The sequence below is a fragment of the Streptomyces sp. NPDC056480 genome (assembly GCF_042795405.1).
Taxonomy (GTDB): Bacteria; Actinomycetota; Actinomycetes; order Streptomycetales; family Streptomycetaceae; genus Streptomyces.
In genome coordinates this window covers 1-22,688 of sequence record NZ_JBHTSA010000125.1, presented here as the reverse complement: position 1 = coordinate 22,688, position 22,688 = coordinate 1, and the positions used below count along the sequence as shown (strand labels likewise).

The window sequence follows — 22,688 nt, the reverse complement described above, 5'->3', positions numbered from 1 at the left end:
AGCGTTAGGGAAACGCCCGGTTACATTCCGAACCCGGAAGCTAAGCCTTTCAGCGCCGATGGTACTGCAGGGGGGACCCTGTGGGAGAGTAGGACGCCGCCGAACAATTTTTAGCCTCAACCCCCGGACCTTGTCCGGGGGTTGAGGCATTTTTGCGTTCTAAGCTGGGCGCATGCGCTACGACCTGGTGATCTTCGACAACGACGGTGTGCTCGTGGACAGCGAGCCGATTTCCAACACGCTGTTGGCCGGCTATCTGACGGAGCTCGGGCATCCCACCACGTACGAGGAATCCGTGCGCGACTACATGGGATCCGCCATGCACCGCATTCACGAGCTCGTCGAGGAGCGGAGTGGGCAGCGGTTGCCGGCGGGGTTCGACGAGACGTTCCACGCGCGGGTCTTCGCCGCCTTCCAGGCCGAGCTCGAGGCCGTGCCCGGGGCCGGGGAGGTGCTCAAGCAGCTGGCCGAGGCGGGGGTTCCGTACTGTGTGGCCTCCTCGGGGAGTCATGAGCGGATCCGGGTGGGGCACCGGAAGACCGGGCTCGACGCCTGGTTCCCGGACGAGCTCGTCTTCAGCGCCGAGGACGTCGGCCGGGGGAAGCCGGCGCCCGATCTGTTCCTCCATGCCGCCTCGCGGATGGGCGTGGCGCCGGAGCGGTGCGTGGTCGTCGAGGACAGCCGGCTCGGGGTACAGGCGGCGGTGGCGGCCCGGATGGACGTGTACGGGTTCACCGCGATGACGCCCGAGGAGAAGCTCGCGGGCGCCAAGGGGTTCTTCGGCGCCATGGACGAGCTGCCGGCGATATTGGGACTGTGATCCATCTACCCCCGGGTAGGTTCCGGCCGTACGCTGTGCCGCCATGACGGATGCGCGGTTGCGGCGTGGGCGGGGATCCCTGGCGGTCAGCTTTTTCGTGCAGGGGGTGACCTTCGCCCTGCTCGTGACCCGAATACCGGCGATCCAGGACCGGTACGGGATCTCGGACGCGTTGCTGCCGGCCTTCCTCGCCGCCGTGCCGATCCTGGCCGGTGTCGCGAGTGTGATGACGGAGAAGGTCGTCGCCCGGGTGGGGCCCGCGGTGGTGCTGCGGTGGGCCCAGCCGTTCGTGCTCCTGGCGCTGCTCGCCGTGGGGATGGGGGACCAGCTGTGGCACGCGGCTCTGGCCCTGGGCCTCTTCGGGCTCGCGGTCGGGGCGCTCGACGCCTCCATGAACATGCTGGGGGTCAGCCTCCAGCGGGCGTACGGGCGGAGCATCATGCTCGGCTTCCACGCCTCGTACAGCCTCGGCGGGATCGCGGGGGCCTCGCTGGCCTGGGCGGGGGCGCACTGGCATCTGTCGCTCTTCGTGTCCTACCTGCCGGTGGTGGCGGTGCTGCTGCCCCTCGCCTTCGTCGGGAGCCGCTGGTACGTCGCCGGGGGCGACGGGACCGGAGCCGTGGCCGTGGCGGAGGAGGGGGGCGGTAAGGGGAGTGGTGTCGCCTTCAAGCTGTTGTTGCCGCTGTGTCTGGTGATGACCTTCGCGTACATCGGGGACTCGACCGTCTCCAACTGGAGTGCCAAGTACCTCCAGGACGTGCTGGGCAGCTCGGAGGAGCTGGCCACCGTGCCGTACAACGCGTACATGGTGACGACCTTGCTCGGTCGGGCCGTGGGGGACTTCGGGGTGCGGCGGTTCGGGGCGGCGGCGGTCGTGCGGGCCGGCGCCGTGCTGGGGGCGCTGGGGTTCGTGGTGGTGGCGGTGTCGCCGGGGGCGTGGGTGGGGATCTTCGGGTTCACGGTGCTGGGGCTCGGGCTGAGTGTGATCGTTCCGCAGACCTTCGCGGCGGCCGGGCGTCTGTTCCCGGGGGCGAGCGACGCGGCGGTGGCGCGGCTCAATGTCTTCAACTACGTCGGATTCCTGATCGGCTCACCGTTGGTGGGGGCGCTGGGTGACGCGTGGAGCTACCGGGGGGCCATGCTGGTGCCGATGGCGCTTGTCCTGGTGACGGTGGTGTATGCCACGTCGTTCGGTGAGCGACCGGCCCGATACGGTGGCGGGCATGAGCGGCCGCGCACTGTTGATGTGGGATGAAGCTGTCACGCAGTACGACTTCGGGTCCGAGCATCCGATGGATCCGGTACGGCTCGCGCTGACGATGTCGTTGGTGCGGGCGTACGGGCTCGACCGAGCCGTGGACGTGGTCGCGGCGAAGCCGGCGGGGGACTCGACGCTGCGTCTCGTCCACCGTGAGGACTATGTGGCGGCGGTGCGGGCGGCGTCGGCCGATCCGCGGCACGCCGACCAGTCGTACGGGCTCGGCACGGTCGACGATCCGGCCTTCGCCGGGATGCACGAGGCGTCGGCGTTGATCGCGGGGCAGTCGGTGGGCGCTGCGGAGGCGGTGTGGCGCGGGGAGGCCGCGCACGCGGTGAACTTCGCGGGCGGTCTGCACCACGCGATGCCGGGGGCCGCGTCGGGGTTCTGCATCTACAACGACGCGTCCCTGGCGATCGCGCGGCTGCTCGAGCTGGGCGCGGAGCGGGTCGCGTACGTGGATGTGGACGTGCATCACGGGGACGGGGTGCAGGCGGCGTTCTGGGAGGACCCCCGGGTGCTGACGGTGTCGCTGCACGAGCATCCCCGGACGCTGTTCCCGCAGACGGGCTGGCCGGAGGAGACCGGGGCGGCCGGCCCCGGTGAGGGCGGGGCCGTGAACGTGGCGCTGCCGGCCGGGACGGGGGACGCGGGGTGGCTGCGGGCGTTCCACGCGGTCGTACCGGAGCTGCTCGCGGACTTCCGGCCGCAGGTCCTCGTCACGCAGCACGGGGCGGACACGCATTTCGAGGATCCGCTGGCGCATCTCGCGGTGTCGCTCGACGCGCAGCGGGCGGTGCAGGAGGCGTGTCACGAGCTGGCGCACGAGTACGCCGAGGGGCGCTGGCTGGCCCTGGGCGGTGGTGGGTACGCGGTGGTCGACGTCGTACCGCGGTCGTGGACGCATCTGGTGGGGATCGCCGCGCACGCCCCGGTGGATCCGGAGTCGGTGATCCCGTCGTCCTGGCGGGACGAGGTGTACGCGCGGACCCGGCAGCTGGGGCCCGGGCGGATGACGGACGGTCTGTGGCCGGTGGGCTTCCGGGACTGGTCCGAGGGCTACGACCCGGCGGACCGGCTGGACCAGGCGGTGCTCGCGACCCGGAAGGCGGCCTTTCCGCTGCGGGGGATGCTCGCGTAGGGATCGGCAGGAACGTTCTGGCGGGCGTTACGCCGACGGTGGGGTGTCCCGGGGGTTTCGGCTCCGGGGAGGGGGTGTTCCGGCAGCATCGGGTGGGTGTTGAGTACCGGGGCGCTGCGGGCGCATCTGTTGGCGGCGGGGTTGGCGGGCACGGTGGCGACGTCGCGGGAGGAGAGCCTGCGGAGCTATCGGCTCTTCGCGGCGCGCGATCCGCGGGTGCTGCTGGGGCTCGATCCCACCTGGGGGTGGGGTGAGGCCGATCTGCTGCGGCTGATGGCCGACAAGTGCGGGGTGTCGGATGATCCGGCGCACCGGTCGGGGCCCGATGTCATCGATCCCGAGCGGACGCTGAGGGGGCTGGACGCGTTCGCGGCACGGTTGGGTGCGGCGGCCGCGCGGCGGGTTCCGGTGCTCCTCGGGACGGGTCATCCGCACCGGCTGCTCGGTTTCTACGTCGCTCTCGCAGACGCGTTGTCGGCGGCGGGATGTCTTGTTCTCACACCGGCGCAGGGGCGATGTGTCGACATAACGACCCGGTTCGGCGTACGCACGTACCTTCTCGACTACGTACGGGGGGTCGCGTTGGTGCGAGAGCCGGGGCCGTCGGGGGGTGGGCGCGAGCCGGGGGCGCACTCCCACTCTCCGCTGCCGGTTAGGGCGGCTCTGGAGAGCGCCGCCGAGGCCGGCGGGCCGCTGCCCGAGCTCGTCGTCGGCGACCACGGCTGGGTCTGCGGGGCTGGTCAGCTGGGTATTGAGACCATCGGTCTCGCCGATACGGATGATCCGGCGCTGTTCGTCGGCGAGGCGGAGGGACAGGTGTCGGTGGCCGTTCCGCTTGATGACGGCGTGCGCTCCGACTACTACCGTCCGCTGACGCGCTATGTACTCAATCGAGCGTGTCTGTCACGGTAAACGGCAGGTGGTAGCTCCTCTTCCCCACTCGTACCACCCGCCCCTAGTCTGGAGCGTGAGCGCTCGGCGACGAAGAGTCACCGGAGGGGAAGCCGGTGGGCGTCGCGGCGGAAGGTACAGGTGGGTCATGGCTGCTGGCGAACGACCTCTCAACGAGGTCAAGTTTCTGACCGTGGCGGAAGTCGCCTCGGTGATGCGCGTGTCCAAGATGACCGTGTACCGCTTGGTGCACAGCGGTCATCTGCCGGCGATCCGGGTGGGCAGGTCCTTCCGGGTGCCGGAACAGGCGGTTCACGAGTACCTGCGGGAGTCCTTCGTGGGGGTGGGGACCGCGTAGCGCGAGCGCGGCGACAACGCCGGGAAAGCTCCGTATGTCCCTCGGATTACAAGCGCGGTGCTCGGGACGGTAGGCTAGGCCGACGTAGGTCGTGTGGGCCCAGACGCCCCGCACCGATCCCCGCCGGGAGGCGGGGATGTTCCGAGAAGTGAGCGAGGGTAGTCGTGGGCTCTGTTATCAAGAAGCGGCGTAAGCGGATGGCCAAGAAGAAGCACCGCAAGCTGCTCAAGCGCACGCGCGTTCAGCGTCGCAACAAGAAGTAAGGCGACAGCTGCTTCGCAGCGTTCAGTGCGTCAGACGTGGCCCTTCACCGTTCGCGGTGGAGGGCCACGTTTTATTTGCGCGGAAATCTCGAGGCGCTACGGTGGCGACCAACGGAAGACGGACGGAAGGCGCTGATCTTGGGCAAGGTCGTGCTCGTCACCGGTGCCGCCCGGCATCTCGGGGGCCGCTTCGTGCGGCGGATCCAGCGGGATCCGGAGGTGGACCGGGTGATCGCGGTGGACGCGGTCGACCCGGCGCACCAGCTCGGCGCCGCCGAGTTCGTACGGGCGGACATCCGCCGGCCGGAGATCGCGAAGGTCCTCGCCGAGCACGACGTCGACACGGTGGTCCATCTGGACGTCACCGGTACGGCGCTCGGCGGCGGCGGCCGTACGTCGGTCAAGGAGACCAACGTCATCGGCACGATGCAGCTCCTCGGCGCCTGCCAGAAGTCGCCGCGGATCGGCCGGCTCGTGATCAAGTCCAGTACGAGTGTCTACGGCTCCGCTCCCCGTGACCCGGCCGTCTTCACCGAGACGACGGCCGCGAAGTCACTGCCCAGCGGGGGCTTCGCGAAGGACGCAGTCGAGGTCGAGGGATACGTGCGGGGGTTCGCCCGGCGCCGCCCGGACGTGGCCGTGTGCGTGCTGCGGTTCGCGAACATCCTCGGGCCCCGGATCGACTCGCCGCTCGCCGAGTACCTCGCGCTGCCGGTGCTGCCGACCGTCCTCGGCTACGACCCGCGGCTGCAGTTCGTCCACGAGGACGACGTCATCGACGTGCTGCGCCTGGTCGCGCAGGAGCCCCGCAGGGCCACCCTGAACAGCGGCACCTTCAACGTCGCGGGCGACGGGGTGCTCCTGCTGTCGCAGTGCGCGCGGCGGCTCGGGCGGCCCACCGTGCCGGTGCTGCTGCCGGCCGTGACCTGGGTGGGGACGGCTCTGCGGACCGTCGGGATCACCGACTTCGCTCCCGAACAGATCCGGCTGCTCACCCACGGCCGGGTCGTGTCGACGGTGCAGACGCGTGAGGTCCTCGGCTTCGTGCCGCGCTACACCACGGCGGAGGCCCTCGCGGACTTCGCGCGGGGCCGGGGACCGGGGCTGCTGCCGCCGGAGATGCTGGCGGGGGCGGTGGACCGGATCGCGGAGCGGCTGGGCTCGTCGACCGCGCGTCCGGGCGACCCCGCGCCCTCCGTACCCCCTGCGCACGAGGTGCGCTCTGTTCACTCTGTTCACGACGGCGCCTGAGGAGACCGGACAGCGATGGCGGACGCCAAGGTCATTCCGTTCGACGACGACCGGTCGCGGGCCCGGCGACGGCCCGGCGGCCGCGCCGACGGCGAGGCGGCGGCCGTACGGGCCCTGCCGGGGCCTCAGCAGGGCCCCCAGGAGCCTGAGGGGAGCCCGGAGGGCCCCGCTCCCGGCACGGCCGGGGAAGCGGCCCCTGGCGCCGATGCGGGAGCCGGCGGCGAGACCGGGGCCGGGGCGGGGGCCGGGGGCTGGGAGCGGCGGCTCGCGGGCGGGCTCGCGTTCCTGCGGCGCCGCGTCACCGGCGACTACGAGGTCGACGAGTTCGGCTACGACGAGGAGCTCACCGACCAGGTCCTGATGTCGCTGCTCCGCCCGCTGTACGAGAAGTACTTCCGGGTCGAGGTGAAGGGCGTCGAGAACATCCCGGCCGAGGGCGGGGCGCTCATCGTCGCCAACCACTCGGGGACCCTGCCGCTGGACGGGCTGATGATGCAGGTCGCCGTCCACGACCACCATCCGGCCGGGCGGCATCTGCGGCTGCTCGCCGCCGATCTGGTCTTCGTGCTGCCGGTCGTCAACGAGCTGGCCCGCAAGGCGGGGCACACCCTGGCCTGCGCGGAGGACGCGGAGCGGCTGTTGCGCTCCGGCGAGATCGTCGGCGTGATGCCGGAGGGCTTCAAGGGGATCGGGAAGCCCTTCGGGGAGCGGTACAAGCTCCAGCGGTTCGGGCGGGGCGGTTTCGTGTCGACGGCGCTGCGGGCCGGGGTGCCGATCGTGCCCTGCTCGATCGTCGGGGCCGAGGAGATATACCCGATGGTCGGGAACGCCAAGACGCTGGCGCGGGTGCTCGGCTTCCCGTACTTCCCGCTCACCCCGACGTTCCCCTGGCTGGGGCCGCTCGGGGCGCTGCCGCTGCCGACGAAGTGGACGATCCAGTTCGGTGAGCCGATCCCGACGGACTCGTACGCGCCGGAGGCGGCGGAGGACCCGATGCTGATGTTCAACCTGACGGATCAGGTGCGGGAGCAGATCCAGCACACGCTCTACAAGCTGCTGGTGCAGCGGCGGTCGGTCTTCTTCTGAGCCGGGGAGCGCCGCGGTTCGGAGCAGGGGAAACGTGCGGCGGTCCCGAACAGGGGAAGAAGCGCCGCGGTTCCGAGCAGGGGAAGAAGCGCCGCGGTTCCGAGCAGGGGAAGAAGCGCCGCGGTTCGGAGCATGGAAGAAGGGGCGCCCCCCGTCCGTGGGGGCGCCCCTTCTTCTTGCTAGCGAGCGTCCTCGCTGTCGATGCCGAGGCCTGGAAGCAGGCCCGGCAGGATGGGCGGAATGGTGACGTCCGGCATCTCGGTCGGTGCCTGGCCGTCCGCGGGGGCGGGTGGTGTGCCGGTCGGGGAGGCGGGAGGCCTGAGCAGCCCGCCGGTGCTGCCGCCGAGGAGACCGTCGTCCTCCGGCGACTGGGTGCGGCTGTCCGAGCTCGGGCTGGTGCCCGTGCTGGGGCCCGACGGGCGGGGCGGTGCGGAGTGGCTGCCCGAGGGCGGGGCCTCGTGAGTGGACGGCGGACGCTGGGTGTCCGTGCCCTGGGAGGTCTGCGGAGTGCTCGGGCGTCCGCTGGGGCTCTCCGTGCCGATCGCGCCCTTCTCGGGGGTGCGGGGGAGCACCGACTGGAGGGGCTCGACCTCTTCGTCCATGGCGTCGAAGACGTGCGTGACCTCGCTGCCCACGTCCGACAACTGGACGGGGAGTCGGTCGCGGAGGCCGTTCCAGGTGTCCCGGTGGGCCTGCGCGAAGGAGTTGAGCCTGGCCATCGGGGCGATCTGGCCGTCCCGCTCGTAGGCCTGGCGGAGCAGCCGGTGGCCCTCGGTGGCGTCGTGCTTCATTCCGCCCAGGACCCGGCGGATCTCGGTGAGCGACTCGTGGTCGAGGTCGCCGATGCGGCCGCGCTCCATGAGTCTGCGGGCCTCGCTGAGCCGGGTGGACGCCTGGTCGAGGTAGATGCCGCCGCGGTCCGCGTCGTCGTCCGCCATGCCCAGCTTGATGTCCTCCATGCCTCGCTTGAGCCCGTAGAGGGAGTCACCGGGGAGCGCGTCGGAGCTGGCGGCGGCGACGCCGCCGAAGGCGCCCGCCGCCACGCCGACCGTGAGGCCGCCGGCGGCGAGGCCCTTGGACCAGCGGGAGCGGGGCCGTAGCTTCCGCAGTGGGGACGCCCGGTGGGCGCCCTTGCCGCCGGCGGTGCGCTGCTCGGGCACCGTGGGTGCTCCGGCCGCGCTCCCTTCCATGAGCATCGCTTCCATGGCGGCGACGAGCTGGGCTCGCTGCACCACCTTGACCTCGGGATCCAGCTGTGGCTTCGGCAGTTCGCCGAGGCCACTCGCCACGGCCAACAGCCGCCCCTGTTCGGCCGGTTCTGCCGGAGTCTCCGGCTGCTCGGCCGCCGCGCCCTCGGACTCCCGGTCCTCCAGGGCCTGGGCGAAGGCGTTCGCCCGCCGGTGCGCCGATACGTTCGCGATCACGGGCGGCACCTCCTCTCGTCATGACGGTCGACTCCCCGGGGTGTCCGGAAGGTTGCACACCTTGAGCGCATCCACACGAAAGAGTGAGTGGCTGCGGACATGGCGTGTCCACAGGGAGCCTGCATCCCGCACAACGAGCGGCGCGGCACTTGGGTTACGCGCGAAAGATGATCGGACCAGTGAGTCATCGAGTCGTCACCGACTGTGAGTTGGGCGGGGGTCGTGGGGATGTGGGGGGAGCTGCGGGGGCAGGGGCGCGGTCCGGTCCGCGAGGGCGTGTGTGGGGGGCGTGAACCGGTCAGCGGGCGTCGTCCGGGAGAAGGCGGGCCAGGGTGCGGACGGCCCGGTACTGGAGGGTCTTGATCGCTCCCTCGTTCTTCCCCATGACCCGGGCGGTCTCGGCGACCGAGAGGCCCTGGAGGAAGCGCAGGGTGACGCACTCCTGCTGCTGGGGGTTGAGGCGGCGGACCGCGTCGAGAAGCGCGGCGTTGGAGAGGGACTCCAGGACGGAGTCCTCCGGGCTGCGCTCGACCTCGTTGGCGTCGAGCATCTCGCCGGTGGTCACTTCCAGGCGGAAGCGGCTCGACTTGAAGTGGTCGGCGACCAGGTTCCTGGCGATGGTGACGAGCCAGGCGCCGAAGTCGCGGCCCTGCCAGGTGAAGGTGGAGATCCGGCGCAGGGCGCGCAGGAACGTCTCACTGGTGAGGTCCTCCGCCGTCGCCTTCCCGCCGACGCGGTAGTAGATGTAGCGGTAGACGGTGTCGCTGTACTGGTCGTACAGCCGGCCGAAGGCCTCGGCCTCGCCCGCCTGGGCGCGCTCGACGAGGTCCATCATGCGGGCGCTGTCGCTGTCGGCGGTGGGGCGGCGGGGGGTGGTGGTCGAGGTTCCGGACCGGGCACCGCGTCTGCCCACGGCGGCGCCACCGTCGGCCAGGGCATAGCAAGGGCCGGCGGGTGCCGGTGCGGCGAAGGCGAAGGCGGGGACAGGGCCGGCGTACGCGGTGGGGACGAAGCCGCGCAAACGGTCGAGGACCGTTGCGCGCAGCGTAGCCAGGCCCGAGGTGTCAACCCCGACGTGTGGGTACACGGGACTCCCAGAGGCAGAGCTTCCATCACGTGCAGTGCGGGACCGTTCACCCGTCGTGGCGACGTGAGGGGTCCTTTGTGCGTCCCAGGAGAATAACGCTTCGTACAGGCAGCGCTACACCCAGTTGCTCAAATCACCGGTTCCGTCGGTTCTGTTACTGCTTGCAGTCGGATCAAGGTGCGATTGGTGACCGATTGTTGATCGATTTGCTTCCGAGTGTGACTGCGCGCACGTTGCGTTGTGCTCAAGTGCGGGACCGGTGAGTGATCGGGGCCGCTGCGGGGTAAGGAGCCCCGAATGCCTGAGAGTCGACCTGTGCGGTGGTGTTCGACCACGGACGGGTGAGGGCGCCTGGTCCGGGGTTGTCGCAGATGATCGCAGCCGAAACGTATCGGCAGACCGTTCCGGCAGGCCGTTCCGCGGCCCGTCCCGGCGGACCGGGAGGGAAAGGTGGCGCCGGGCCTCAGTGGCGCCGGGCCTCAGTGGCGGCGGCGGTGCAGGGCGACCGCGGCCGCCGTGCCGCCGGCCAGGGCGCCCAGGCCCGCGGCGGCGGGGATGCCGACCTTGGCGGCCTTGCGGCCCGTCCGGTAGTCGCGCAGTCGCCAGTCCCGGGCCTTCGCGTGCTTGCGGAGCTTCGTGTCCGGGTTGATCGCGTACGGGTGGCCGACGAGCGAGAGCATCGGGATGTCGTTGTGCGAGTCGCTGTACGCGGCGCAGCGGCTCAGGTCGAGGCCCTCGGCGGCGGCGAGGGCCCGTACCGCCTCGGCCTTCGCCGGGCCGTGCAGGGGCTCGCCGACCAGCCTGCCCGTGTAGACGCCGTCGACGGACTCGGCGACCGTGCCGAGCGCGCCGGTCAGGCCGAGCCTGCGGGCGATGATCGTGGCCGTCTCGACCGGGGCGGCGGTGACCAGCCAGACCTTCTGTCCCGCGTCCAGGTGCGCCTGGGCGAGGTCGCGGGTGCCGGGCCAGATGCGGTCGGCCATGTACTCGTCGTAGATCTCCTCGCCGATCGACATCAGTTCGGAGACGCGGTGGCCCTTGACGATGGACAGGGCGCTGTCGCGGGCCTCCTGGATGTGCTCGGGGTCCTCGACGCCGGCGATCCGGAACCAGGCCTGCGCCCAGGCGAAGCGGGCGAGTTCGCGGCGCTGGAAGAACTTCCGCTTGTAGAGGCCGCGGCCGAAGTGGAAGATCGACGCGCCCTGCATCACGGTGTTGTCGAGATCGAAGAACGCGGCCGCCCGTACGTCGCCGACGACCGGGAACTCGGGCTCGGGCGGAGTCTCGGCCTCCGCGGGTTCCTGGGCCGCCTCCTCCCGCTCGCGTTCCAGCTGGAGCGAGGACTTGCGCGCTGCCTCGGCAGCGGCCTCGCCTGCGAGCACGCTGCGCGCGGTGGCGGAGCGCCTACGGGGGGTGAGCCATCCCAGAGCGGCCATGCCGTGAGCATAGCCAGTCTGTTCGGTACTTCCCGACTTGTGACGATGCCGCGGCGTGAACACTGTGGGGCTCCCCTGTTAATCAGGGACAGAATGGACGTCATGTTCGGACGGACGAAGAAGAAGACGGACGCCGGATCGCGCACCGTGACGCTGATCGGCAAGCCGGGCTGTCATCTCTGCGACGACGCCCGCGCGGTGATCGAGGCCGTGTGCGCGGAGACGGGGGCCCGCTGGGAGGAGAAGGACATCACCCAGGACGAGGAGCTCCACCGGGCCTACTGGGAGCAGATTCCCGTCGTCCTGGTCGACGGTGAGCAGCACACCTTCTGGCGCGTCGACGCCGGGCGGCTCCGGCGCGAACTGGGTGCGTGACCGAAAGACGGCTACCATCGTGGACGTTTTGTTGGGCTTCGGGGGCGGTGTCGTGAGGAGTGTGTGCGGTTTTGCCCCCTTCGGGTTCTCAACGCGCTGACGCGCCGCGCGGTTCCGTGACGATACGAACCAGCCGCGTGACCCCGGTCACTTTGGGCAGACAAAACGGACACCATCTTTGTGCACGCGTTCACAAAGACATAGCCTGCATTCGACGGGGCGGTCTTGGGACATATGGCCGCCTGCAGCCCCGCTCATCCCGCAGGAGCACCGTGGCAACTGGCCGAACTCACCGACCGGCGACCCGTAGCCGAGGAATTCCCGAGGCCACCGTCGCCCGGCTTCCGCTGTATCTGCGCGCACTCACCGCGCTCTCGGAGCGCTCCGTACCCACGGTCTCCTCCGAAGAGCTCGCCGCCGCGGCGGGGGTCAACTCCGCGAAGCTGCGCAAGGACTTCAGCTACCTGGGTTCCTACGGCACCCGCGGAGTCGGCTACGACGTCGAGTACCTCGTCTACCAGATCTCCCGTGAGCTGGGGCTCACCCAGGACTGGCCGGTCGTCATCGTCGGCATCGGCAACCTCGGTGCCGCGCTCGCCGGCTACGGCGGTTTCGCCTCCCGTGGCTTCCGCGTCGCCGCGCTGATCGACGCCGACCCCGCCATGACCGGCAAGCCGGTCGCCGGGATCCCCGTCCAGCACAGCGACGACCTCGAGAAGATCATCGAGGAGGACGGCGTCTCCATCGGCGTCATCGCGACCCCCGCCGGCGTCGCCCAGCAGGTCTGCGACCGGCTCGTGGCCGCCGGAGTCACCTCCATCCTGAACTTCGCCCCGACCGTGCTCTCCGTGCCCGACGGCGTGGACGTACGCAAGGTCGACCTCTCCATCGAGCTGCAGATCCTCGCCTTCCACGAGCAGCGCAAGGCCGGCGAGGAGTCCAGCGCCGAGGCCGACGCCGCCGAAGCGGAGACCGCCACGGCCGTCGCGCCGCCGGCCCCCCGTGGCGCGACGGGCGGCAACCGCAAGGGACCCGACGGGGACGTCCCCGCCGTGATGCCGGCATGAGCCTTCTCGTCGTCGGCCTCAGCCACCGCAGCGCCCCCGTCTCCATCCTGGAGCGGGCGGCCCTCGCGGCGGACACCCAGGCCAAGCTCCTCCAGGACACCCTCGCCGCCGAACCGGCCGCCGAGGGCACCGTCCTGGCCACCTGCAACCGCATCGAGCTCTACGCCGACGTGGACAAGTTCCACGCCGGTGTCGCCGAGCTGTCCACGCTGCTCGCGCAGCACAGCGGCGTCGGCCTGGACGAGCTCACCCCCTATCTCTACGTGCACTACGAGGACCGGGCCGTCCACCACCTCTTCTCGGTGGCCTGCGGGCTCGACTCGATGGTCGTCGGCGAAGGCCAGATCCTCGGCCAGATCAAGGACGCCCTGGCCCTCGGCCAGGAGCTGCACACCGCGGGCCGCCTCCTCAACGACCTGTTCCAGCAGGCCCTGAGGGTCGGCAAGCGCGCCCACAGCGAGACCGGGATCGACCGGGCCGGGCAGTCGCTCGTCACCTTCGGCCTGGAGCAGCTCGCCGACGGCACCGACGTCGACACCTGGGCCAAGGGCAAGAAGGCGCTCGTCATCGGCGCCGGCTCGATGTCCTCGCTCGCCGCCGCCACGCTCGCGCGTTCCGGCGTCTCCGAGATCGTCATCGCCAACCGCACCCTGGCCCGTGCCGAGCGGCTCGCGCAGATCCTGAACGAGCCCGGCGGCACGGGGGTGGCCGCGCACGCGGTCGAGATGGTTGCCGTCGGCGACGAACTGACACGTGCCGACGTCGTCGTCTCCTGCACCGGTGCCACCGGACTCGTCCTCACCGGGGACGACGTCGAGACCGCCGTCCAGGGCCGCCGCAGCCCGCTCGCCCTGCTCGACCTCGCCATGCCGCGCGACATCGACGCCGCCGCCCACCGCATCCCCGGTGTCCGGCTCGTCGACATCGAGTCGCTCGCCGAGGCCTCCGCCGACGCGCCGATGGCCGCCGACGTCGACCAGGTGCGCGGCATCGTCTCCGACGAGGTCGCGGCCTTCGGCGCCGCCCAGCGCGCCGCCCACATCACCCCCACCGTCGTCGCCCTGCGCACCATGGCCGCCGACGTGGTGGCCGGCGAGGTCGCCCGGCTCGAGGGCCGGCTGCCCGGCCTCGACGACAAGCAGCGCGCCGAGATCACCCAGACCGTGCGCCGCGTGGTCGACAAGCTCCTGCACGCGCCGACCGTGCGGGTCAAGCAGCTGGCGAGCGAGCCCGGCGGTGCCGGGTACGCGGACGCGCTGCGGACACTCTTCGACCTCGACCCGGAGACGGTGGCTTCTGTCAGCCGGGCCGACCTGAATGACGCCGACGTCAAGAACCGAGGGCGAGTATGACCGAGAGGGCACTGAGGCTCGGGACCAGGCGCAGCAAGCTCGCCATGGCCCAGTCCGGGCACGTGGCCGACGCCGTCCGGCAGCTGACCGGCCGGCCCGTCGAGCTCGTGGAGATCACGACGTACGGGGACACCTCCCGGGAGCACCTCGCGCAGATCGGCGGCACCGGCGTCTTCGTCGCCGCCCTGCGTGACGCGCTGCTCGCGGACGAGGTGGACTTCGCCGTCCACTCCCTGAAGGACCTGCCGACCGCGCAGCACCCCGACCTGGTGCTGGCCGCGATCCCGGAGCGCGAGGACCCGCGCGACGTGCTGATCGCCCGCGACGGACTGACGCTGGACCGGCTGCCCGAGGGCGCCCGGGTCGGCACCGGCTCGCCGCGGCGCATGGCCCAGCTCCACGCGTACGCGCGCAATCACGGCCTGGAGATCACCTGCGTCCCGATCCGGGGCAACATCGACACCCGGGTCGGCTACGTACGCAGCGGGGAACTGGACGCGGTGGTCCTCGCCGCGGCAGGCCTCAACCGCATCGGCGGGACGGCGGAGCTCACCGGCTCCCTGTCGCTCGACCACCTGTCGGTCGACTCCGTCCTGCCCGCCCCCGGCCAGGGGGCCCTGGCGATCGAGTGCCTGGCGTCGAACGCCGACCTCGTCACCGCGCTCGCCGAGCTCGACGACCCGCTCACCCGGGCCGCCGTGACCGCCGAGCGATCCCTGCTCGCCGCCCTGGAGGCCGGCTGCTCCGCACCCGTGGGTGCGCTGGCCGACCTGCTGGCCGACGACCCCGGTCACGGGCAGGTTGTCACCGAAATGCGCCTGCGCGGCGTCGTCGGCACCACCGACGGCTCGACGCTGGTGCAGCTGTCCACCACCGGACCCGTACCCACCTCGCACGACGAGGCCATGGCGCTCGGACGCGAACTCGCGGACGAGATGCTCGCCAAGGGTGCGGCCGGTCTTATGGGGGAGCGAGCACTTTGAACCCCACCAGCCCGACCACCAGCCCGCTGTCCCCGGCCTTCGCGGGCCATGGACACGTCACATTCCTCGGCGCAGGCCCCGGTGACCCCGGACTCCTGACCCTCAGGGCCGTGGAGGCCCTCGCCGGAGCGGATGTCCTGATCGCCGAGCCGGAGGTGCTCGAGGTCGTTCGCGGCCACGCGCGCGCGGGGGTGAGCACGCCGGAGCTGACGATTGTTGACGAGGCGTCAACAACCGCCGGTGTCCCCGTGTTGAGGGACGCGGCCAATCTTGTCATGGAGGCCGCGAGGGGCGGCAGGCGGGTCGTCCGTGCGGTGACCGGCGACCCCGGCCTCGACGGCAACGCGGGAGCCGAGATGCTCGTCTGCGCCGCCGAGGGCATCCCCTTCGAGGTCGTCCCCGGCGTCGCCACGGCCGTCGGCGTACCCGCGTACGCCGGCGTCCCGCTCCGCGACGCCCAGGGCACCGACGTGCGCTTCGTCGACGCCCGCACCGCCGACGAGCGGTGCTGGACCGAGGTCGGCGCCTCCGACGGCACCGTCGTCGTGTCCACCTCGCTCGACGCGGTGGCCGCGGCCGCCAGTGAACTGGTGGCGGCGGGCCGTAAGCCGGACACCCCGCTCACCGTCACCATCGCCGGCACGACCACCCGGCAGCGGACCTGGAACGCCACGCTCGGCACCATCGCCCAGGTCTTCAAGCAGGGCAAGGTCCTCCCCTCGCCCGAGGGCCACCGGCCGGTCATAGCCGTGGTCGGCGAGCGCAGCGCCCCGGCGCAGCGGGACCAGCTGTCGTGGTTCGAGTCGAAGCCGCTGTTCGGCTGGCGGGTCCTCGTGCCGCGTACCAAGGAGCAGGCCGCGTCGCTCTCCGACCAGCTGCGCTCGTACGGCGCGGTGCCGCACGAGGTGCCGACCATCGCCGTCGAGCCGCCGCGCACGCCCCAGCAGATGGAGCGTGCGGTCAAGGGGCTCGTGACCGGGCGCTACGAGTGGATCGCCTTCACCTCGGTCAACGCGGTGAAGGCGGTACGGGAGAAGTTCGAGGAGTACGGGCTCGACGCGCGTGCCTTCGCCGGGATCAAGGTCGCGGCGGTGGGCGAGCAGACGGCCGCGGCGCTGGTCGACTTCGGTGTGAAGCCGGACCTGGTGCCGAGCGGGGAGCAGTCCGCGGCGGGTCTGCTCGAGGACTGGCCGCCGTACGACCCGGTCTTCGACCCGATCGACCGTGTCTTCCTGCCGCGGGCCGACATCGCGACGGAGACGCTGGTCGCGGGCCTGATCGAGCTCGGGTGGGAGGTCGACGACGTCACCGCCTACCGGACCGTACGGGCTTCGCCGCCGCCGGCGGACACGCGTGAGGCGATCAAGGGCGGTGGCTTCGACGCCGTTCTGTTCACGTCGTCGTCGACGGTGCGGAACCTGGTCGGTATCGCCGGGAAGCCCCACAACGTGACCGTCATCGCGTGCATCGGTCCCGCCACGGCGAAGACCGCCGAGGAGCACGGGCTGCGGGTGGACGTGCTGTCGCCCGAGCCGTCGGTGCACAAGCTGGCGGAGGCGCTGGCGGACTTCGGGCTGCGGCGGCGGGAGGCTGCGCTGGAGGCGGGGGATCCCGTCACTCGGCCCAGTGAGCGGCGGCCGGGGGCGCGGAGGCGTCGTACGACGTAGCGGTCGGCTGGGGTGGGGTGCGGGTCCTCGAGGGGGCCCGCACTTTGCTTTGGTGCGGGTGTTCGTTCTGCGGGGGCGGTGCCTCCGCGTCGATGCCGCGCCCACACGGAGGTGGGCGGCGTTCAGCGGGGCGGCGTGCATGCGTGTGGGTGGGGGCTGGATCTGGGGGGCGTGCATGCCCACAGGTGGTCGGTAAAAGCACTCTTTGGGCGGGCGTAGCCTCGGGGCTATGAACTCGTACGGATCCTTTCCCGGGGCGCGGCCGCGGCGGCTGCGGACGACGCCCGCCATGCGGCGGATGGTGGCCGAGACGCGGCTGCATCCCGCCGATCTGATCCTTCCCGCGTTCGTGCGCGAGGGGATCACCGAGCCCGTGCCGATCCAGGCCATGCCCGGTGTCGTCCAGCACACCCGCGACACCCTGCGGAAGGCCGCGGCCGAGGCGGTGGAGGCCGGGGTCTCCGGGATCATGCTCTTCGGCGTGCCCGAGGACGAGAAGAAGGACGCGGCGGGGACGGCCGGGACCGACCCCGACGGGATCCTTCAGGTCGCCATCCGGGACGTCCGTGCCGAGGTCGGCGACGAGCTCGTGATCATGTCCGATCTCTGTCTCGACGAGTACACCGACCACGGCCACTGCGGCGTCCTCGACGCCGACGGCCGCGTCGACAACGACGCCACGCTGGAACGTTACGCCGAGATGGCCCAGGTCCAGGCCGACGCCGGCGTCCACGTCGTCGGACCCTCCGGGATGATGGACGGCCAGGTCGGCGTCGTCCGGGACGCCCTCGACACCATCGGCAAGGAGGACGTGGCGATCCTCGCGTACACCGCGAAGTACTCCTCCGCCTTCTACGGCCCCTTCCGCGAGGCCGTCGGCTCCTCCCTCCGCGGCGACCGCAAGACCTACCAGCAGGACCCCGCCAACCTGCGGGAATCCCTCCGCGAGCTCGCCCTCGACCTGGAGGAGGGCGCCGACATGGTGATGGTCAAGCCCGCGGGGCCGTACCTCGACGTGGTCGCCAAGGTCGCCGAGACCGTGGAGGTCCCCGTCGCCGCGTACCAGATCAGTGGTGAGTACTCGATGGTCGAGGCCGCCGCCGAGAAGGGCTGGATCGACCGCGACAGGGCGATCTTCGAGACGCTGACCGGCATCCGGCGGGCCGGCGCGCAGCTGATCCTCACCTACTGGGCCACCGAGGTCGCCCAGAAGCTGTCCGACGCGCGCCGCTGACCGGGGCTCAGTCCCACCAGAAGGTCCAGACGGGGCTGTCCAGCAGCCCCGTCCTGGCGTATCCGCGCAGGCCGCCGTGGCTGCCCTGGCCGACGTTGTCCGGGCAGAACGCGAAGTGCTCCGCCGCCAGCGCCTCCGCCTCCTCAAGGGTCGTGGGCGGGGCCCCGACCGACACCACCAGCTGGTCGAAGGTGAGCGCCACGACCCGCGCCCCGAAGCGGTCCTCCCAGGACCGCAGCACCGCACACAGCCGGGCCACGTCGTTCTCGTGGTTCAGCGGCCCCGTCCAGCCGATCACCGCCGGTATGTCCGCGCTGCGCCGTGCCGGAACCAGGGCCGGGCGGGCGTCCTCCAGCCAGAACCCCGGCTCCGTCAGCATCTCGGCGACCGCGGCCGCCGCCCTGTCGGGATCCGTGTCGTACGGCTGCGCCGGGGCAAGCCCCGGCCAGTCGGCGCTTCCGGGCAGCTCCTCGGACGCGTTCGCGTCCCAGAACCCGGCGAGGACCTCCTCGGCCTCGTGGTCGGCCGGGTCGCTCATCCGCTCCGGCATCAGCTCCCAGCGGTCCAGGCTCCAGTCACCGCCCAGCAGCACCGGCAGCAGCCCCGCCGTGCGGGCCGCCGGGCGCAGCGCCCGCCACGCGGAGGGGCCCGCCGCGCCGTGTCCCGACCAGAGGTACGGGGCGTCCACCGGGCCGGTGAGGGCGCCGGGCGGCAGGTCGAGGCCGAGTGAACGGCCGGTCGGATCGGCCGCGAGCCGGGGCAGCTGGTTCGGGATCATCGCCATGCGGAGAACGTACGGGGCGCCACTGACAACGGAGCGAGTGGTGGTGCGGCACGCCTCGGCGCACCCTGGAGAGGTAGCCGACAGGTACCTCGCTGGAGGTGGTCCTCATGATGCACACGCTTGTCGGATGGCATGTGGAGATGGAGTTCCAGGAGGAGGGTGACCGGACGCGGGCCGCGGCCATGGTGCGGCTCACCGACGGCACCGAGTTCCGGGCCCATGGCACGGCCAGCCGCCACCCCTCCGACCCGGAGCAGCTCAGGGTGGGCGAGGAGATCGCCGGCGCACGCGCGCTGATGGACCTCGCCTCCCAGCTGCTCCAGAAGGCCCACACGGAGATCGACGAGGTCTCGGGCCGGACCTCGCACTCCATCCGTTGACGACGAAGCCCCCGGCACGGTGATTCGTACCGGGGGCTTCGCCTTCGGATGCCGCTCCGCGATCGTCAGAGGCGCTCGGGCGTCCGGATGCCCAGCAGAGCCATGCCCTGGTGCAGGGTGCGGGCGGTCAGGTCGGAGAGGAAGAGGCGGTTCTCCGCGACGTCCTGCGCCGGCGCCGGCTTGATGACGGGGCACTCCGAGTAGAACGTCGTGAACAGCGACGCCAGCTGGTACAGGTACGCCGCCAGCTTGTGCGGGGCGTACTCCGCGGCCGTCTCGGCGATCACCTCGCCGAACTGGTCCAGGTGCAGGCCGAGCGCACGCTCGGCCGGGGCCAGCTCAAGCTCCGGGTGAGCGAGCGGCGTGCGGTCGCCGGCCTTCCCGAAGATCGACCTGACCCGTGCGTAGGCGTACTGGAGGTACACCGAGGTGTCGCCGTTCAGCGAGACCATCTGGTCCAGGTCGAACTTGTAGTCGCGCGCTGCGGACGTCGACAGGTCGGCGTACTTCACGGCGCCGATGCCCACGTACTGGCCGTTCTCGACGATCTCCGACTCGGTCAGGAGCGTCTGCCCGGTCTTCTCGCGGAAGTCGTCCGCCTTCTCGCGCACGACCGACGTCGCCCGGTCCACCGCCTCGTCCAGCAGGTCCACCAGCCTGACCGTCTCGCCCTCACGGGTCTTGAACGGCTTGCCGTCCTTGCCGAGGACCGTGCCGAAGGCCAGCTGGACGGCCTTCACGTCCTCGTTCAGCCAGCCGGCCCGGCGGGCCGTCTCGAAGACCATCTTGAAGTGCAGCGACTGGCGGGCGTCGACCACGTACAGCAGGGTCGTCGCCTTCAGGCTCTGCACACGGTCGCGGATCGCCGACAGGTCCGTCGCCGCGTAGCCGAAGCCGCCGTCGGACTTCTGGACGATCAGCGGGGTCGGGTTGCCGTCCGGACCCTTCACGTCGTCGAAGAACACGCACAGCGCGCCCTCGGAGCGGACGGCGACGCCCGACTCCTCGAGGATGCGGCAGGTCTCCACCAGCATGTCGTTGTAGCCGGACTCGCCGACGACGTCGCCGTCCCGGATGTCCATGTCGAGCTTGTCGAAGACCGAGTAGAAGTAGATCTTCGACTCGTCGACGAACCGCTGCCACAGGGCCAGGGTCTGCTCGTCGCCGGCCTGGAGGTCGACGACGCGCGCGCGGGCCCGTGTCTTGAACTCCTCGTCGGAGTCGAAGAGCGCGCGCGAGGCCTTGTACAGCCGGTTCAGGTTCGACATGGCCTCCTCACCGGAGACCTCGGCGCCGTCCTCGGCCTTGTGGTCCAGCTCGTGCGGGTGCTCGATCAGGTACTGGATGAGCATGCCGAACTGCGTGCCCCAGTCGCCGATGTGGTGGCGGCGGACCACGCTCTCACCGGTGAACTCCAGGATCTCCACCATCGCGGCGCCGATCACGGCGGAGCGCAGGTGCCCGACGTGCATCTCCTTCGCCACGTTCGGCTGGGCGTAGTCGATGACCGTCGTGCCGGCCGACTCGTTGAACGGCACGCCGAGCCGGGCGTCGGCGGCGCGGGCCGCGAGGGTCCGCACGATCGCCGCGTCCGTGACCGTGATGTTCAGGAAGCCGGGGCCCGAGACCTCGATCTCCTTCAGGACGTCGTTCTCCGGGATCGCGGCGACCACCTGGGTGGCCAGCTCACGCGGGTTGCCCTTGAGCTGCTTGGCGAGCGCCAGGATGCCGTTGGCCTGGAAGTCGGCCCGGTCGCTTCGTCGGAGCAGCGGGTCGGCGGACGCGGCGTCCGGCAGAGCTGCCGAGAGGCCGTCCGCGAGGCGCTGCTGCACGGTCGAAGCGAGGGAAGGGACCGAGGCCATGAGCTTCCGTTCCTGTTGAGTTCGGGGAGTTCTGCGCGTCTAAATCGCTTGTCAAGTGTCCCATGGCGGCGCAACGTGATTTCCCCGCCTGTGGACAACCGGGGGACGCGGGCGATCTTCGCCTGTGGACAACCTCGGGGAGCGCTCCTCCGTCTGGGAGAATGGCTCACGTAGCGCCCTCAGGCAGCACCCCACCCAGGAAGAAGGACGTACCGACCGTGGCTCAGAGCAGCACAGAGACCGACTGGGTCTCCCGTTTCGCGGACGAGGTCATCGCCGAGTCGGAGCGACGTGCGCCTGGCAAACCGGTCGTCGTCGCCTCCGGCCTCTCCCCGTCCGGCCCGATCCACCTGGGCAACCTCCGCGAGGTCATGACCCCGCACCTGGTCGCCGACGAGATCCGCCGCCGCGGGCACGAGGTCAGGCACCTGATCTCCTGGGACGACTACGACCGCTACCGCAAGGTGCCGAACGGCATCGAGGGCATCGACGACTCCTGGGCCGAGCACATCGGCAAGCCGCTGACCTCGGTCCCCGCCCCCGCCGGCTCGCCCCACCCCAACTGGGCCGAGCACTTCAAGGCCGCCATGGTCGAGTCGCTGGCCGAGCTCGGCGTCGAGTACGACCCGATCAGCCAGACCGAGCAGTACACCGCGGGCACCTACCGCGAGCAGATCCTGCACGCCATGAAGCACCGCGGCGACATCGACGCCATCCTCGACCAGTACCGGACGAAGAAGGCACCGAAGAAGCAGTCGCAGAAGCCCCTCGACGAGGCCGAGCTGGAGGCCGAGGAGGGCTCCGGCGCGGCGAGCGAGGACGACGGCTCCGGCGGCTCCTCGGGCTACTTCCCGTACAAGCCCTACTGCGGGCAGTGCGAGAAGGACCTGACCACCGTCACCTCGTACGACGACGACACCACCGAGCTGGCCTACACCTGCGCCGACTGCGGCTTCTCCGAGACCGTGAAGCTGAGCGAGTTCAACCGCGGCAAGCTGGTCTGGAAGGTCGACTGGCCGATGCGCTGGGCGTACGAGGGCGTCATCTTCGAGCCCTCCGGCGTCGACCACTCCTCGCCCGGCTCGTCCTTCGTCGTCGGCGGCCAGATCGTCCGCGAGATCTTCGACGGCGTCCAGCCGATCGGCCCGATGTACGCCTTCGTCGGCATCAGCGGCATGGCCAAGATGTCCTCCTCGCGCGGTGGCGTCCCGACCGCCGCCGACGCGCTGAAGATCATGGAAGCACCGCTGCTGCGCTGGCTGTACGCGCGCCGCCGCCCCAACCAGTCCTTCAAGATCGCCTTCGACCAGGAGATCCAGCGGCTCTACGACGAGTGGGACAAGCTGGAGGCCAAGGTCGCCGACGGCAGCGTGCTGCCCGCCGACGCCGCCGCCCACACCCGCGCCGCCCGCACGGCCGCCGGTGAGCTTCCGCGCACCCCGCGCCCGCTCCCGTACCGCACGCTCGCCTCGGTCATGGACATCACCGCCGGCCACGACGAGCAGACCCTGCGCATCCTGACCGAGCTCGACCCCGAGAACCCGGTCGCGTCCCTCGACGAGGTCCGGCCGCGCCTCGACCGCGCCGAGAACTGGATCACTAGCCAGGTCCCGGCCGACCAGCGCACCATCGTCCGCGAGGAGCCCGACACCGAGCTCCTCGGCTCCCTGGACGACGAGGGCCGCGAGTCGCTCCGCCTGCTCCTGGAGGGCCTCGACAGCCACTGGTCGCTCGACGGGCTCACCACCCTCGTCTACGGCGTCCCGAAGGTCATGGCCGGTCTCGACGCCGAGGCCAAGCCGACGCCCGAGCTGAAGCTCGCGCAGCGCGCGTTCTTCGCCCTGCTCTACAAGCTCCTCGTCAGCCGCGAGACCGGGCCGCGACTGCCCACGCTGCTGCTCGCCGTGGGCGCGGACCGGGTGAGGAAGCTGCTCGGCGCGTGAGCGCGCGGATGAGCTGAGTACGCGAA

General features: G+C 71.1%; 21 protein-coding genes and 1 rRNA gene. 17 read left to right on the top strand and 5 right to left on the bottom strand.

The window, feature by feature from the left end:
- The 9 genes from rrf to ACFQ79_RS34225 all read left to right on the top strand — a co-directional run.
- Positions 1–105 (top strand): 5S ribosomal RNA (rrf, locus tag ACFQ79_RS34265); the annotation flags it as partial.
- Positions 106–172: 67 nt separating this feature from the next.
- Positions 173–820, top strand: a complete 648-nt coding sequence (locus ACFQ79_RS34260) for an HAD family hydrolase (RefSeq protein ID WP_383590685.1) — start codon at positions 173–175, stop codon at positions 818–820.
- Positions 821–863: 43 nt separating this feature from the next.
- Positions 864–2,075 (top strand): MFS transporter, encoded by a 1,212-nt coding sequence (locus tag ACFQ79_RS34255; protein WP_383590683.1) that lies wholly within the window; start codon positions 864–866, stop codon positions 2,073–2,075.
- The gene (locus tag ACFQ79_RS34250; RefSeq protein WP_073916492.1) at positions 2,044–3,219 is read left to right on the top strand and encodes an acetoin utilization protein AcuC; all 1,176 of its coding nucleotides are present in this window, start codon (positions 2,044–2,046) and stop codon (positions 3,217–3,219) included. The genes ACFQ79_RS34255 and ACFQ79_RS34250 overlap by 32 nt, the downstream gene beginning before the upstream one ends.
- A gap of 96 nt (positions 3,220–3,315) precedes the next feature.
- Positions 3,316–4,131 carry a phosphatase gene (locus tag ACFQ79_RS34245; RefSeq protein ID WP_383590681.1) on the top strand — a complete coding sequence of 272 codons (816 nt, stop codon included), beginning with the start codon at positions 3,316–3,318 and terminating at the stop codon, positions 4,129–4,131.
- Positions 4,132–4,258: 127 nt separating this feature from the next.
- Positions 4,259–4,468 (top strand): helix-turn-helix domain-containing protein, encoded by a 210-nt coding sequence (locus ACFQ79_RS34240; RefSeq protein ID WP_015034391.1) that lies wholly within the window; start codon positions 4,259–4,261, stop codon positions 4,466–4,468.
- A 164-nt stretch (positions 4,469–4,632) separates the two neighbouring features.
- On the top strand, positions 4,633–4,731 hold the full coding sequence (locus tag ACFQ79_RS34235; RefSeq protein WP_003948845.1) for a 30S ribosomal protein bS22: 99 nt from the start codon (positions 4,633–4,635) through the stop codon (positions 4,729–4,731).
- Between the two features lie 138 nt (positions 4,732–4,869).
- The gene (locus ACFQ79_RS34230) at positions 4,870–5,982 is read left to right on the top strand and encodes an NAD-dependent epimerase/dehydratase family protein (protein WP_383590679.1); all 1,113 of its coding nucleotides are present in this window, start codon (positions 4,870–4,872) and stop codon (positions 5,980–5,982) included.
- A gap of 15 nt (positions 5,983–5,997) precedes the next feature.
- Positions 5,998–7,068 (top strand): lysophospholipid acyltransferase family protein, encoded by a 1,071-nt coding sequence (locus tag ACFQ79_RS34225; protein WP_383590677.1) that lies wholly within the window; start codon positions 5,998–6,000, stop codon positions 7,066–7,068.
- Between the two features lie 179 nt (positions 7,069–7,247).
- On the opposite strand, the gene ACFQ79_RS34220 is transcribed toward ACFQ79_RS34225, so the two are convergent.
- From ACFQ79_RS34220 to ACFQ79_RS34210, 3 genes are all read right to left on the bottom strand, one after another.
- On the bottom strand, positions 7,248–8,492 hold the full coding sequence (locus tag ACFQ79_RS34220) for a DUF5667 domain-containing protein (protein WP_383590675.1): 1,245 nt from the start codon (positions 8,490–8,492) through the stop codon (positions 7,248–7,250).
- 298 nt (positions 8,493–8,790) lie between these two features.
- The gene (locus ACFQ79_RS34215) at positions 8,791–9,579 is read right to left on the bottom strand and encodes an ECF subfamily RNA polymerase sigma factor, BldN family (protein WP_055599624.1); all 789 of its coding nucleotides are present in this window, start codon (positions 9,577–9,579) and stop codon (positions 8,791–8,793) included.
- A 479-nt stretch (positions 9,580–10,058) separates the two neighbouring features.
- Positions 10,059–11,015, bottom strand: coding sequence for an HAD family hydrolase (locus ACFQ79_RS34210; protein WP_383590673.1), 957 nt, complete (start codon positions 11,013–11,015; stop codon positions 10,059–10,061).
- A gap of 93 nt (positions 11,016–11,108) precedes the next feature.
- On the opposite strand from ACFQ79_RS34210, the gene ACFQ79_RS34205 reads away from it, so the two are divergent.
- The 6 genes from ACFQ79_RS34205 (at position 11,109) to hemB (ending at position 17,693) form a co-directional block, all read left to right on the top strand.
- The gene (locus ACFQ79_RS34205) at positions 11,109–11,390 is read left to right on the top strand and encodes a glutaredoxin family protein (protein WP_266893145.1); all 282 of its coding nucleotides are present in this window, start codon (positions 11,109–11,111) and stop codon (positions 11,388–11,390) included.
- 272 nt (positions 11,391–11,662) lie between these two features.
- Positions 11,663–12,457 carry a redox-sensing transcriptional repressor Rex gene (locus tag ACFQ79_RS34200; protein ID WP_383590671.1) on the top strand — a complete coding sequence of 265 codons (795 nt, stop codon included), beginning with the start codon at positions 11,663–11,665 and terminating at the stop codon, positions 12,455–12,457.
- Positions 12,454–13,809 carry a glutamyl-tRNA reductase gene (locus ACFQ79_RS34195; RefSeq protein ID WP_383590669.1) on the top strand — a complete coding sequence of 452 codons (1,356 nt, stop codon included), beginning with the start codon at positions 12,454–12,456 and terminating at the stop codon, positions 13,807–13,809. Before ACFQ79_RS34200 ends, ACFQ79_RS34195 begins: the two co-directional genes overlap by 4 nt.
- Positions 13,806–14,792, top strand: a complete 987-nt coding sequence (gene hemC, locus ACFQ79_RS34190; protein WP_383590667.1) for a hydroxymethylbilane synthase — start codon at positions 13,806–13,808, stop codon at positions 14,790–14,792. Before ACFQ79_RS34195 ends, hemC begins: the two co-directional genes overlap by 4 nt.
- Positions 14,789–16,459 carry a uroporphyrinogen-III synthase gene (locus ACFQ79_RS34185; protein ID WP_383590665.1) on the top strand — a complete coding sequence of 557 codons (1,671 nt, stop codon included), beginning with the start codon at positions 14,789–14,791 and terminating at the stop codon, positions 16,457–16,459. Before hemC ends, ACFQ79_RS34185 begins: the two co-directional genes overlap by 4 nt.
- A 229-nt stretch (positions 16,460–16,688) precedes the next feature.
- Positions 16,689–17,693, top strand: a complete 1,005-nt coding sequence (gene hemB, locus ACFQ79_RS34180; RefSeq protein ID WP_383590663.1) for a porphobilinogen synthase — start codon at positions 16,689–16,691, stop codon at positions 17,691–17,693.
- Between the two features lie 7 nt (positions 17,694–17,700).
- On the opposite strand, the gene ACFQ79_RS34175 is transcribed toward hemB, so the two are convergent.
- Positions 17,701–18,477 (bottom strand): DUF4253 domain-containing protein, encoded by a 777-nt coding sequence (locus tag ACFQ79_RS34175; RefSeq protein ID WP_383590661.1) that lies wholly within the window; start codon positions 18,475–18,477, stop codon positions 17,701–17,703.
- 110 nt (positions 18,478–18,587) lie between these two features.
- On the opposite strand from ACFQ79_RS34175, the gene ACFQ79_RS34170 reads away from it, so the two are divergent.
- On the top strand, positions 18,588–18,857 hold the full coding sequence (locus ACFQ79_RS34170; RefSeq protein ID WP_383590687.1) for a DUF1876 domain-containing protein: 270 nt from the start codon (positions 18,588–18,590) through the stop codon (positions 18,855–18,857).
- 65 nt (positions 18,858–18,922) lie between these two features.
- Here ACFQ79_RS34170 and argS read toward each other — a convergent pair whose 3' ends face one another.
- Positions 18,923–20,719: an arginine--tRNA ligase gene (gene argS, locus ACFQ79_RS34165; RefSeq protein ID WP_383590659.1), complete on the bottom strand. Its 1,797-nt coding sequence runs from the start codon at positions 20,717–20,719 to the stop codon at positions 18,923–18,925.
- A gap of 161 nt (positions 20,720–20,880) precedes the next feature.
- On the opposite strand from argS, the gene lysS reads away from it, so the two are divergent.
- A complete protein-coding gene (gene lysS / locus ACFQ79_RS34160) occupies positions 20,881–22,662 on the top strand; it encodes a lysine--tRNA ligase (RefSeq protein ID WP_383590657.1) in 1,782 nt (593 codons plus the stop codon).
- Positions 22,663–22,688 lie beyond the last annotated feature (26 nt).